At 72.1% G+C, this 13232-nt stretch carries 5 protein-coding genes and 3 pseudogenes; 3 read left to right on the top strand and 5 right to left on the bottom strand.

The annotated features are described in order from the left end of the window. Positions 1-111 precede the first annotated feature (111 nt). The 4 genes and pseudogenes from dnaG to E4N62_RS03230 form a co-directional block, all read right to left on the bottom strand. On the bottom strand, positions 112-2013 hold the full coding sequence (gene dnaG / locus E4N62_RS03245) for a DNA primase (RefSeq protein ID WP_230211835.1): 1902 nt from the start codon (positions 2011-2013) through the stop codon (positions 112-114). Between the two features lie 139 nt (positions 2014-2152). After that, positions 2153-3418, bottom strand: coding sequence for an FAD-dependent oxidoreductase (locus E4N62_RS03240; protein WP_230211834.1), 1266 nt, complete (start codon positions 3416-3418; stop codon positions 2153-2155). Between the two features lie 104 nt (positions 3419-3522). After that, positions 3523-4857, bottom strand: coding sequence for a deoxyguanosinetriphosphate triphosphohydrolase (locus E4N62_RS03235; protein WP_308184849.1), 1335 nt, complete (start codon positions 4855-4857; stop codon positions 3523-3525). Positions 4858-5024: 167 nt separating this feature from the next. After that, a pseudogene (locus E4N62_RS03230) lies at positions 5025-5884 on the bottom strand (sirohydrochlorin chelatase). Between the two features lie 348 nt (positions 5885-6232). Here E4N62_RS03230 and E4N62_RS03225 point away from each other — a divergent pair. Then, positions 6233-6865, top strand: a complete 633-nt coding sequence (locus E4N62_RS03225) for an ElyC/SanA/YdcF family protein (protein ID WP_268269037.1) — start codon at positions 6233-6235, stop codon at positions 6863-6865. A 52-nt stretch (positions 6866-6917) separates the two neighbouring features. Here E4N62_RS03225 and E4N62_RS03220 read toward each other — a convergent pair whose 3' ends face one another. Beyond that, the gene (locus E4N62_RS03220; RefSeq protein WP_230212415.1) at positions 6918-7403 is read right to left on the bottom strand and encodes a hypothetical protein; all 486 of its coding nucleotides are present in this window, start codon (positions 7401-7403) and stop codon (positions 6918-6920) included. A 295-nt stretch (positions 7404-7698) separates the two neighbouring features. Here E4N62_RS03220 and E4N62_RS03215 point away from each other — a divergent pair. Further along, a pseudogene (locus E4N62_RS03215) lies at positions 7699-10027 on the top strand (molybdopterin oxidoreductase family protein). A gap of 744 nt (positions 10028-10771) precedes the next feature. Then, a pseudogene (locus tag E4N62_RS03210) lies at positions 10772-13079 on the top strand (glycoside hydrolase family 36 protein). The last annotated feature ends 153 nt before the right edge of the window (positions 13080-13232 follow it).

Below are 13232 nucleotides of genomic sequence, written 5' to 3'. Positions count from 1 at the left end.
TGCTGGGCGGGCCGCAAACAGCTTGAAGGCCGTACGGAGCGGGGTGGCTCCGGCGCGGATTGGCATGTGCTGCGGGGACGTGCGCGGCCGGGGGCGCGAACCGTCACGAGGTCAGAGCGCCTCCGCGCCCCGCTCCCGCAATGCCTGGTCGTACTGCTGGAGGACCCACAACTCGTTCTGGACGGCGGCCAGCTGGGCCGGGTCGCCCTGGGCGGCCGCCCTCGCCAGGCTGCCCTGGACCTCGCGCACCCGGCGTTCGACGGCCCGGCGGCGCACGGTGACCAGTTGTGCGCCCGCGTAGACGTCGTCGACCGTCTTGCGCATGATCGCCTCGACCGCCAGCTCCGTCACCATGGCCCGCACCGTGTCGTCGGGTGCCGCCTCGCGGACGCGGACCAGGTACTCCTGCGGGTCCTCTACGCCGTACTCCACACCGCCCGCCTCGATGATCGCCTCACGGACGGCCGCGTAGGGGGCGGCGGTGAACTCGTCCACGCCGTACGCGTCGAACGCGGGGGCAACCAACTCGGGGCGCTGGAGGGCGAGTTTGAGGAGTTCGCGCTCGGTGGCGAAGACCGGGTTGCGGAGGGTGAGGGCGGGGCCGGACGGGGGCCGGGAAGTGGACTCGTACGGCTGCGCGGTGCGCTGGGCGGCCGGGGCCGGGCCCTGGCCGCCCCGGTCGCGGGCCCAGCGGGCCAGCTGGGCGACGCGCTTGACGACGAACTGGGTGTCGAGGATGCCGAGCATGCCGGCGAGTTCCACGGCGACCTCGTGCTGGGCACCGCTGTTCTTGATGCGGGCCACGATCGGCGCGGCCTCGTCGAGGGCGGCGGCCCGCCCGGCGGGGGTCTCCAGGTCGTAGCGGGCGACGATCTGGCGGAGGGCGAACTCGAAGAGCGGGGTACGGGGTTCGGTCAGCTCGACCACCGCGTCATCGCCCTTCGCGAGGCGCAGTTCGCAGGGGTCCATGCCGTCGGGGGCGATCGCGATGTAGGTCTCGGCGGCGAACTTCTGGTCGTCCTCGAAGGCGCGCAGGGCCGCCTTCTGGCCGGCCGCGTCGCCGTCGAACGTGAAGATCACACGGGCCGAGCCGTTGTCCATCAGCAGCCGACGGAGGATCTTGATGTGGTCACCGCCGAAGGCCGTGCCGCAGGTGGCGATGGCCGTGGTGACCCCGGCGAGGTGGCAGGCCATGACGTCGGTGTAGCCCTCGACGACGACGGCCCGGCTGGCCTTGGCGATGTCCTTCTTGGCGAGGTCGATGCCGTAGAGGACCTGGGACTTGCGGTAGATCGCGGTGTCGGGGGTGTTGAGGTACTTCGGCCCGTTGTCCGCCTCGTAGAGCTTGCGGGCGCCGAAGCCGACCACGTCTCCGCCGATGTCGCGGATGGGCCACATCAGGCGGCCCCGGAAGCGGTCGATCGGGCCCCGGCGGCCCTCCTGGGAAAGGCCGGACAGGAACAGTTCCTTGTCGGTGAAGCCCTTGCCGCGCAGGAAGCGGGTGAGGTGGTCCCAGCCCTGGGGGCTGTAGCCGACGCCGAAGTGGAGGGCGGCGGCCTGGTCGAAGCCGCGCTCGGCGAGGAAGATCCGGCCGGTGTCGGCCTCGGGGCTGGTGGCGAGCTGTTCCGCGTACCACTCGGCGGCGATCTTGTGGGCCTCGACCAGGCGGATCCGCTCGCCGCGCTGGTGGGAGGGGTTGTACCCGCCCTCCTCGTACCTGAGGGTGATGCCGGCCTGGCCGGCCAGGCGCTCGACGGCCTCCGAGAAGGACAGGTGGTCGACCTTCATCACGAAGGTGATGGTGTCGCCGCCCTCCTGGCAGCCGAAGCAGTGGAAGAGGCCCTTGCTCGGGCTGACCTGGAAGGACGGCGACTTCTCGTCGTGGAACGGGCAGAGGCCCTTGAGGTTCCCGCCGCCCGCGTTGCGCAGCTGGAGGTACTCGGACACCACGGCGTCGATCGGGACCGCGTCCCGTACCGCCTTCACGTCCTCGTCGTTGATCCGTCCTGCCACGCGGAGATTCTACGGTCACCCACTGACATGGCTGCGCTGCGGAAGGGGCGCGGGGCGATTTCGACATGCGGCTCCGCCGCGTGGGCGCGAGCAACCACGAACCACCCGCGGTCGCCCGCGCGCCCCACCCCGCGAACGGCTAGGCGGGCAAACTCTCCAACGGCACCTGGGGATTCGACAGCGCGTCCACATCCACCCGCGCCCGGGACCGGATCAGCTTCTGGATCGGCTCAGTGACATCCCACACGTTCACGTTCATCCCGGCCAGCACCCGCCCCTCCTTCACCCAGAACGCGATGAACTCCCGCTTGCCCGCGTCCCCCCGGATCAGCACCTGGTCGTACGATCCGGGCGGCGCCCACCCCGAGTACTCCATGCCCAGGTCGTACTGGTCGGAGAAGAAATAGGGCACCCGGTCGTAGGTGACGTCCTTGCCGAGCATCGAGCGGGCTGCGGCCGGCCCGCCGTTGAGCGCGTTGGCCCAGTGCTCCACCCGCAGCCGGGTGTCGAACAGGGCATGTGGGAAGGAGACGACGTCACCGGCGGCGTAGATGGAGGGGTCGGAGGTACGCAGCCCCGCGTCGACGGCGATGCCCCCGCCGTGCGCGCGGTCGGCGATCTCCAGCCCCGCCGCCTCGGCGAGACCCACGCGCGGACCCGCGCCGATGGCCGCGAGGACGTCGTGCGCCGGGTGCTCCTCCCCCGTGTCCGTGCGGGCCGCCAGGACCATGCCGTCCTGGCCGACGATCTCCGTGAGCCTCGCGCCGAAGTGGAAGCGGACGCCGTGCTCGCGGTGCAGCTCGGCGAAGAGGTTGCCCAGCTCGGGGCCGAGGACGCCGTGCAGGGGCGTCGGTTCCGGCTCGACGACGGTGACCTCCGCGCCGTACTCGCGGGCCGCCGCCGCCACCTCCAGGCCGATCCAGCCGGCGCCCGCGACCACGAGGTGGCCGTTGTCCCGGCCGAGGGCGGCGAGGACGCCCTTGAGGCGCTCGGCGTGGGCGAGACGGCGCAGATGGTGGACACCCGCGAGATCGGTGCCCGGGATGTCCAGGCGGCGGGGCTCGGCGCCGGTCGCGAGCAGCAGTTTGTCGTAGTGGACAAGGGTGCCGTCGTCACCGAAGCGAACGGTCCTCGCCGTACGGTCGATCGCGTCGACGGTCTGGCCGAGGTGGAGTTCGATGTCGTTGCGCGCGTACCAGGACGGCTCGTGGACGAAGACGCTGTCGCGCTCCTCCTTGCCGAGCAGATAGCCCTTGGACAGCGGCGGACGCTCGTAGGGGTGGTCGCGTTCGTCGCAGATCAGTATCACGCGGCCGGTGAAGCCCTCCGCTCGGAGCGTCTCGGCCGCTTTCGCGCCGGCGAGACCGCCTCCGACGATGACGAATGTCTGATCCGCGTCGACCACTTGATGCCTCCTCTTAAGGGTGCGTCCACATGCGAGCGTCCCGCACGGAGCGTGATGCGGGAAGGGGTAGTGACCCGATCAGGCCACGCAGGGTCACGTTTTCGTCACTTCCGCCCCGTCAGTCTCGCGTGCAGCGCGCGGGCGGAGGTGTCGGTGAGGGAAGCGATCTGGTCGACGATCACCCGCTTGCGGGCGCGGTCGTCCGGGGCCGAGTCGAACAGCGCGCGGAACTGCGGTTCGAGCCCCTCCGGCGCCCGGGCGGTGAGCGCCTCGGCGAGTTCGGCCACGACGATCCGCTGGTCGGCGCGGAGCCGTTCCTGCTCGGCCCGCTGCATCACATAGCGGTCGGCGACCGCCTTCAGCACGGCGCACTCCAGCCGCGTCTCGCGCGGGACGACCAGTTCGGCGGCGTACCGGGTGAGAGGGCCGCCTCCGTACGCCCGCCGGGTGGCGCCCTCGGCGGCGAGGCAGAACCGGCCGATGAGCTGGCTGGTGGCGTCCTTCAACCGGGCCTGGGCGACGGCCGTCCCGTCGTAGCCGTGGGGCCACCACTCCTGGTCGAGGAGGCGGTCGAGGGCGGCGGCGAGTTCGGCCGGGTCGGTGTCCGCGGGGACGTACCGGCCGCGGGCGACCTCGAAGACCGCTCGGCGTTCGGGCTCCGCGTGCAGACAGGCCGGATCGATGTGGCCCGCGTGCAGGCCGTCCTCGACGTCGTGCACGGAATACGCCACGTCGTCGGACCAGTCCATGACCTGGGCCTCGAAGGTCGTGCTCGTGCCGGGGGCGTCCTTGCGGACCCAGTCGAAGACGGGCCGGTCGTCGTCGTACACGCCGAACTTGGGCGACCTGGGGTCGGTGGGGTGACCGCCGCGCGGCCAGGGGTACTTGGTGGCGGCGTCCAGGGCGGCGCGGGTGAGGTTGAGGCCGACACTGACGAGGTCACCGGAGTCGGAGGACCCTACGAAGCGCTTGGGCTCGATGCGGGTCAGCAGGCGCAGGGACTGGGCGTTGCCCTCGAAACCGCCGCAGTCCTCGGCGAATTCGTTGAGTGCCTGTTCTCCGTTGTGACCGAAGGGGGGGTGGCCGAGGTCGTGCGAGAGGCAGGCGGCCTCCACGAGGTCGGGGTCGCAGCCGAGGGCGGCGCCCAGCTCGCGACCCACCTGGGCGCACTCCAGGGAGTGGGTGAGGCGGGTGCGGGGGCTGGCGTCCCAGACGTGGGTGCGGGTGCCGGGGGTGACGACCTGGGTCTTGCCGGCGAGTCTGCGCAGGGCCGCGGAGTGCAGCACGCGGGCGCGGTCGCGCTGGAAGGCGGTGCGGCCGGGGCGTTTGTCGGGCTCCGGGGCGTAGCGCTCCACGGAGGGCGGGTCGTAGTCGGCCGGGGTGTCGTGGCTCGCGGGGGTGTCGTGGGTGGGGGTGTTGTGCCTTCCATGATTCGACAGTACGGGGCGGGTGTGACAAAAGGGTGCCTACTCGTCTGCCGGGTCCTGCCGTTTGGCGGGTACGGGTCGGTCGTGGCTGGTCGCGCCCACGCGGCGGAGCCGCACATTCGACACAGCCCCGCGCCCCTGGAGGGGCGCTGTCGCGGGTCGGGAGTTTCGCGAGGCCCCTATGCCGACGCCAGGGCTCGTTCCACCGTTGTGCCGGGGGTGCTCAGTGCCTCGTCGTAGCGGTGCAGGACCAGGGTGGCCATGGACGGGTGGACTCCCAGGGGGGCCGCGGCGATCCACGGGGCCGCCGCCGCGCATTCCGTCGCGAAGCGGCCCGGGGCCGTGAAGTAGGACGCCACCGCCACGTGGGTGTGGCCCGCGGCGGTGAGGGTGCGGACGGCCTCGGGGACGGTGGGGGACGCCGCGGAGGCGTAGGCGGGGAGGACCGGGACGCCCAGGCGGTCGGCGAGGAGGCGGGCCGTGCGGCCGGCGTCCAGGGCGGCCTCGGGGTCGCGGGAGCCGGCGGCGGCGAGGACGACCGCGCTTCCCCGGCTCCGGGCCGCGCTCATACGGGTGCGCCAGCCGGCCTCGACGAGGCGGGCGTGCAGGGCGTCGACGAGGGGGTGCGGGCCGAGGGGGTGGCCAGGCGGGTGCGGGCCTCGGCGGCCGCGGCCATCTCCGGGATGTCCTGCTTGACGTGGTAGCCGCGGCTGAGGAGGAGGGGGACGAGGACGGCTTCCCGGTCGCCGAGGGCGGCGAGGGTGTCGGGGAGCAGGGGCTCGTTCAGCTCGATGTGGCCGAGGTGCACGGCGAGGCCGGGGCGCTGCTCGCGGACGCGCTCCATGAGGGTGCGAACGGTCGCCAGGGCGCGCGGGTCACGGCTGCCGTGCGCGACCAGGACGAGCGCCGGTGGGGCGGGGCGCCGGGTGCCGTCGCGGGAGACGCGGCTGAGCTGGGTGGCCAACTGGTCACTGATCAGGTTCATGATGTGCGCCGTACTGTCGAGGTCCGCGTTCGACTTGCTCGTCGTCGCCGTCATGCACCGATGGTGTCGGGAGGACGTTGCCTCCCCGTTGCGCGGTGGTGACGGGTGTTTTCCGGCACTTCACCGCGCGCGGCACGGGCGTGTGAACCTCCGCGACCTGCCCTTTTCACACGTCCGGGTGAAGCTTGTCACGCTGAGCGGTGAACCGGATCTCCGTGACTGACGTCTTCGTTGGTCGAGTGGGGCGGGATCGGACGGGCCCGGACGGGCTCGCCGGAAACAAGCAGGACACATGAGCGGGTCCGAGGGGACGGGGGCGCAGTGAGGCGTATCGGGCGGATCGTGCGCGCCGTTCGGCTGCCGCGTACGCGGGCGGGGCGGCGGCGGGCCGTGCAGGCGGTGATGCTGCTGTGCGTGCTGGCACTGCTGCCCTCGACCTGGATGTACACGGCGGCCGCCGACCGGCTGCGGACCACGGCCGACGCGCCGCGCACCGAGGTCGCGGTGGTCTTCGGCGCCGGGCTCTGGCAGGGCGAGCCGTCCCCGTACCTCGCGCGCCGGCTGGACGCGGCGGCCGAGCTGTACCGGTCGGGCCGGATCAAGGTGGTCCTGGTCACCGGGGACAACAGCCGCGTGGAGTACGACGAGCCGGACGCGATGCGCGGCTATCTCACCGAGCACGGCGTGCCGGACGACCGGATCGTCAGCGACTACGCCGGGTTCGACACCTGGGACTCCTGCGTCCGCGCCAAGAAGATCTTCGGTGTGGACCGGGCGGTGCTCGTCAGCCAGGGCTTCCACATACGCCGGGCGGTCGCGCTGTGCGAGGAGGCGGGCGTCGAGTCGTACGGCGTCGGCGTGCAGGACCGGCACGACGGAACCTGGTACTACGGGGCCACCCGGGAGCTGTTCGCGGCGGGCAAGGCCTCCCTGGACGCCCTGTTCGAGCCGGACCCCCGCTTCCTCGGACCGGAGGAAACGGGGGTCGAGAAGGCGCTCGCGTCGGCGGGGCGGGGGCCCTCGGCGGGGCAGTAGAGGGTGCGAAGAGGGCCGTGTGCGGGCCGTCGAAGCCTCCCCTGGCGCACCCTCAGTGCTTGATACTGCCCCACCAGCCCTGATCCACCGCGCAGCCCCACTGCTTGCCGGCGGCGGTCTTGCCGCGAACGGTGAAGCGAACCTCGTAGGGCTTCTTGCTGTTGGTCATGTAGGCGCTGATGCGCAGACCGGTGGTGTCCTTCTTCTTCAGTGTCCTGGTGTGGACGGTGGCGACCTTCGAGGTGCGCTTGGTGATCTTGCTGCCCTTGGTGGGCGTGGCGTAGGTGAAGGTCAGGTTGACGGGCTTGCTGACGGTCAGGCTGACGTCCTTGAAGCTCGCGGTCTTGCTCTTGTTCCTGAGAGCGAAGTAGAGGCCGCCCTGCACCCGGTTCTTCGCGTCCAGGGTGAAGCTCTTGGGCGAACGGAGTTCGATCGGGCAGCCGGCGGCCCGGGGCGCGGCGGAGGCGGCTCCGGCGAGGCCGAGCTGAGTGGCGGTCAGGGCACCGACGGTACCCAGGACGGCGGCGGTGGTGCGCATACGGTTCACGTGGTTGTCCTCTTCCCCCTGTGGCCCGCGCGCGGGCCGGGTGACAGGTCGTGCGCCACACGGGGCTCGCGGCACGACCCCCGTGTCTGTGGCGCCCGTAGTTCTTAGCACGCGGGGCCCGAACAGATGGACGGAAAGCGGCGAGGCGACCACATACAGTGACGGAATCGCGGCATCCGGCGGCGCCCTTCCTCACGCCGGGCCCGATGCCGCCGGGAGGTCCCCGTGCCGGTCGCGTAACGAGGGGCGTCCCGGCGCGTAACACGTGCGACGCACGCTGAGCGGTATGCCGAACTCCGCGACGCCCACCCACTGCCCGTACTGCGCCCTGCAGTGCGGGATGAACCTGACGCCCGGTGCGGACGGGACCGAAGGGGTCGTAGTGGTCACGGAGCGCGCGGACTTCCCGGTGAACCGGGGAGCACTGTGCGGCAAGGGTCGTACGGCCCCGGCTGTGCTCTCGTCCCGGGTCAGGCTGACCAGTCCCTTGGTCAGAAGGGCGGGCAACCTGGAACCCGCCTCCTGGGACGAGGCACTCGACCGGATCGCCGAGGGACTCACCCGCACGCGTGCGGAACATGGCCCGGACGCGTGCGGAGTGTTCGGCGGCGGCGGGCTGACGAACGAGAAGGCTTATCTGCTCGGCAAGTTCGCGCGGATCGTCCTCGGCACCTCGCAGATCGACTACAACGGCCGCTTCTGCATGTCCTCGGCCGCGGCCGCCGGGACGAAGGCTTTCGGCCTGGACCGGGGGCTGCCGTTCCCGCTGGAGGACATCCCGAGGACGGGGTGTGTCGTCCTCGTCGGGTCCAACCTCGCGGAGACCATGCCGCCGGCGCTGCGCTATCTCACCGAGCTGAGGGAGAACGGCGGCAAGCTGATCGTCATCGATCCGCGCCGCACGCGTACGGCCGAGCAGGCCGATCTGCACCTGTCACCGCGCCCCGGCACCGATCTCGCCCTCGCGCTCGGGCTGCTGCATCTGATCGTGGCCGAGGGGCGGGTGGACGAGGAGTACATCCGCGAGCGGACCAGCGGCTGGGAGGAGGCGCGGGCCGCCGCCATGGCGCACTGGCCAGAGTACGTGGAGCGGATCACGGGGGTGTCCGTTCCCCAACTCCGCGAAGCGGTACGGCTGTTCTGCGAGCCCGAGCATGCGATGGTGCTCACCGCGCGCGGGCCCGAGCAGCAGTCCAAGGGCACGGACACGGTCGGCGCGTGGATCAACCTCACGCTGGCCACGGGGCGGGCCGGGCGGCCGCTGTCCGGCTACGGCTGCCTCACCGGGCAGGGCAACGGGCAGGGCGGGCGCGAGCACGGTCAGAAGGCCGACCAGCTCCCGGGCTACCGCAAGCTGGTCGACCCCGAGGCGCGGCGGCACGTCGCCGAGGTCTGGGGCGTGGACCCCGACAGCCTGCCCGGGCCGGGACGCAGCGCGTACGAGCTGCTGGACGCGCTCGGCGGTGACATCAAGTCGCTGCTGCTGATGGGCTCCAACCCGGTGGTGTCGGCGCCGCGCGCCGCGCACATCGAGGAGCGAATCAGGTCGCTGGACTTCCTCGCGGTGTGCGATGTCGTGCTGTCGGAGACGGCGGCGCTGGCGGACGTGGTGCTGCCGGTGACGCAGTGGGCCGAGGAGACCGGCACGACGACCAATCTGGAGGGCCGGGTGCTGCTGCGGCGGCGCGCGATCACGCCGCCCGAGGGGGTCCGCAGCGACCTGGAGGTCATGCACGAGCTGGCCGACCGGCTGGGTGTCGAGAAGGGGTTCTCGACCGACGCCGAGGAGGTCTTCGAGGAGCTGCGCCGGGCGAGCGCGGGCGGGCTCGCCGACTACTCGGGCATCACCTACCGCCGACTGGCCGAGGAGAACGGGGTGTTCTGGCCCTGCCCGGCGCCGGTGACGGTGGTGGAGGCGGCGTCGAGTGCCGAGGCGCGCCCTGCGGCGGGCGCCGGGACGGACTCGGCGACGGGCGCCGGGGCCGGCGCGGTGGCGGGCGCCGGGGCGGAGCAGGTGACGGGCAGTGGAGCAAGCCCGACCGCGGGCGCCGGGGCGGAGCAGGTGACGGGCGCCGGGGCAGGCCCGGCCGCGGGGCCGGGGCGGAGCGGGTTGCGGGCGGGGTGGAAGTCCCGTGGAGTCCGCCGAGGTGCATCCCGGGACGCCGCGGCTCTTTCTCGACCGGTTCGCCACCGAGGACGGCCGGGCCCGGTTCGTGCCCGTCTCACACCGGGCGTCGGCCGAGGAACCGGACGCCGAGTACCCGGTGCTGCTCACCACCGGACGCGTGGTCGCCCAGTACCAGTCGGGCGCCCAGACCCGGCGGGTCGACGAGCTCAACTCCGCCGCGCCCGGGCCCTTCGTGGAACTGCACCCCCGGCTGGCCGAGCGGCTCGGCGCGGCGGAGGGCGACCTGGTGGCCGTGGTCTCCCGCCGGGGCCGGGCCGTAGCTCCGGCGCGCATCACGACCACCATCCGCCCGGACACGGTCTTCATGCCGTTCCACTGGCCGGGCGAGGGCCGCGCCAACACCCTCACCAACCCCGCCCTCGACCCCACCTCTCGCATGCCGGAGTTCAAGACGTGCGCGGTGCGGTTGGAGACGGTGAGGAAGTAGGGGTGGCGGGCGGCGGGGCCGGGGCCCGCTCCCGAGATGGACCGGCGCGCGGACAGCCCGCCCCGACTCGCGGAGCAGCTCATACGTCGGGCTGCGGGTGCATGCGGCCGGGGGCAGGCCATTGGGGCGACCGTGAGTCGGCCCGCGCGGCTGTGCGGCTGTACCGGCCCGTGAGTCTGTCGCGGGCCGGCCCCGTGAACCGGCCGCGAGATGGGGCAGGGTCAGCCGCGAGTCAGCCCGTGGAGTTGACGGTCGGCCGGTCCTCGGGGCAGGGCGTGGTCGGTACGGTTTTCGCGTCCTCCGCGTCCTCCGCGTACTTCGCTATCTCCTCGGCCGTGAACTCCTTGGGCTCCGCGAAGCCCAGGCCGACGACGGCGACCAGCTTCGTGTGGTCGTCCGGGGCGAAGACGGGCAGCGTGACCGACCCCCGTTCACCACGGCAGCAGGCAGGCTGCGCGCGGCGACGAGCACGATCTCCCCCTCCTCGGCGGGCTCGGACAGCTGGACGGAGCCGACGAGGCCACCGTGCCGATCGACGAACTCGGCCAGCTACAGCCCGACTTCGGGACAGGCGTGCTTCAGGACGGTCTCGCTCAGCGCCACGGCATTCATGTGGGGTCTCCTCCTGCTCGCCTTATCGGTGCTGATGTCGCTGTGATGATCTGCATTGACACCTCGCCTGCTTGAACGTTCATGCTTTCGGATACGTAGATCCTGTGTGGTTGACCCGCCGCTTCGCACACGATGGGGACAGCGGACGCACAGCTCGCCGTGAACACTTGGGAGCCCAGCCGACCCGGGGGGATCACATGTCGCAGCACGACCGTCACCAGTGGACCGACGCGTTCCCGTGGAGCCTCTCCTACCGTTGGGGCCACTCCGCGCTGACCGCCGACTTCGACCTCAGCGGAGACACTCCCCGGCTGCTGCGCGTCCGTCGCCCCGACGACCCCGCGCCCGGCCCCGAGGAGACCAAGGCGACCCCCTCGCCGCCCCTGGTCGACCTGGTCCTGCTCGGCGACGGCACCGGCTGGGCCAGACCCCGCTTCACCGGCACGGCGATCGGCGCCCGTCTGAAGTACCGTGCCCATCACTCCACTTGCGATCCCGGGCCCGACAACGCGGCTGCGGAGCAGGGTGATTCGGCTGGTGGTTCGGCTGGTGGTTCGGGTGACCGCGTGCGGTGGCATCGGCTGACCTTCGAACTCCACGACCCGGCGACCGGGTTGACCACTTTCGTGGAGTACGCCTCACCGGACGGCATCTCCGTACTGCGCTCCCGCGTCCGGCTACGCAACGACGGCTCCGGGTCGGTCACCGTACGCTCCCTCGGCAGCCTGCTCCTCGGCGGACTTCCCTCCCCCGACGACCTGTCCGTCCTCCGCGCGCGCAACGACTGGCTCGCGGAGTGCCGTTGGTACACCGAGCCGCTGCGGAACTCCGTCCCCGACGTCAACCACCAGGTGCACGGCGCCACCGGGCACGCGGCGGCCCGGCTCGCCGGACGCGGCAGCTGGCCCACGGACGGGCATCTCGCGATGGGCGCGCTCCAGCACCGTACGGACGACCGTTGCTGGCTGTGGCAGATCGAGTCGGCGTCCAGCTGGGTCTGGGAGGCCGGCGAGTCGGCGGGGCAGACGTATCTGGCCCTCGGCGGCCCCACCCACGACGAACACCAGTGGCGCCAAGTCCTGGCGCCCGGTGCCGAGTTCACCACCGAGTGGGCCGCCCTCGCCCTCGGCGACCGCTTCGACGGCGCCCTGGCCGCGCTGACCTCCTACCGCCGCGTCGTACGCCGCCCTCACCCGGACCACACCCGACTGCCGGTGATCTTCAACGACTACATGAACACCCTCATGGGCGAGCCGACCACCGAGAAACTGCTCCCGCTGATCGACGCGGCGGCGGAGGTGGGCGCGGCGTACTTCTGCGTGGACGCCGGGTGGTACGACGACGGAGAGAGGGGAGAGGCCGGGGGGAGCGGACAGAGCGGAGAGGGTGATGGTTCGCCCGGGGCTGGTGGGACAGTGTGGGGGCCTGGTTGCCGTCGGTCCGACGGTTCCCCGGCGACCGTGGTATCCGGGGTGTGCTCGACCGGATCCGGGAGCGCGGCATGGTGCCGGGGCTGTGGCTGGAGCCCGAGGTCGTCGGGGTCCGCAGTCCACTCGCCGCCGGTCTGCCCGCCGAGGCCTTCCTCCGGCACGAGGACGGCACCCGGGTCACCGAACAGGGCCGGCACCAGCTGGACCTGACCCACCCGGCGGCCCGCGCCCATCTGGACGGGACGGTCGACCGTCTCGTCGACGAGTGGGGCGTCGGCTACCTCAAACTCGACTACAACATCACCACCTCCGCACCGGCCCACCTCGCCCACTCCCGGGCCTGGCTCGCCTGGCTGTCCTCGGTCCTGGACCGTCACCCCGGCCTGGTCATCGAGAACTGCGCCTCGGGCGGTATGCGCATGGACGGCGCCTCCCTCGCGGTGGCCCAGCTCCAGTCCACCTCCGACCAGCAGGATCCCCTGCGCTGTCCGCCGATCGCCGCCTCCGCCCCCACCGCCGTGCCGCCGGAGCAGGGCGCGGTCTGGGCGTACCCGCAACCGTCCTGCACGGACGAGGAGATCGCCTTCACGCTCGGTTCCGCGCTCCTCGGCCGGGTCCATCTCTCCGGCCACCTGGACCACATGACAGATCGTCAACTCGATCTGGTGCGTGACGCCTTGGACACGTACAAGGCGATCCGCGGCGATCTGCGCACCGCCCTGCCGTTCTGGCCCCTGGGCCTGCCGGGCTGGTCGGACGACTGGGTCGCGCTGGGTCTGAGACCGCCGGTGCCGGACGCGGGTCCGGTGTACGTGACGGTCTGGCGCCGGGGAGGGGACACCGCACGGTGCTTCACGCCACCTGGCGGGGGCGCGGGGGACGTACGGGTGGAGGTCCTGCATCCGAGGGCGACGACGGCCACGGCTCGGTGGCACGGCGCCGAGCTGCGGGTGAGCCTGCCGGAGGCGCCCTCGGTCGTGTTGCTGAGGCTGACCCCGGTGAGGAGCTAGGGGGTGTTTCGAAAGTCCTGTGCGGTGCCCGCGGTGTCCGGTGCGTGCTCTCGGCGTGCCGGACGAAAGCCCTCGTACTGGACGTACTTGGGGTCTCGGCCGGTGCGGCGAGAGTGCGTGCCGGGCGCCGCGGGTGCTGTGCGGGACTTTCGA

Origin of the sequence: Streptomyces sp. MNU76, assembly GCF_020982545.1 — a bacterium.
In the GTDB taxonomy this organism is placed as follows: Bacteria; Actinomycetota; Actinomycetes; order Streptomycetales; family Streptomycetaceae; genus Streptomyces.
The sequence above is the reverse complement of the archived record's forward strand: the minus strand, read 5'-3'. Positions and strand labels throughout refer to the sequence as shown.

Coding starts and splice junctions, on each gene's coding strand:
- E4N62_RS03225 (WP_268269037.1), top strand. CDS start 6,233: ATGCTGCTGTGCGTGCTGGCACTGCTGCCCTCGACCTGGATGTACACG.
- E4N62_RS03220 (WP_230212415.1), bottom strand. CDS start 7,403: ATGCGCACCACCGCCGCCGTCCTGGGTACCGTCGGTGCCCTGACCGCC.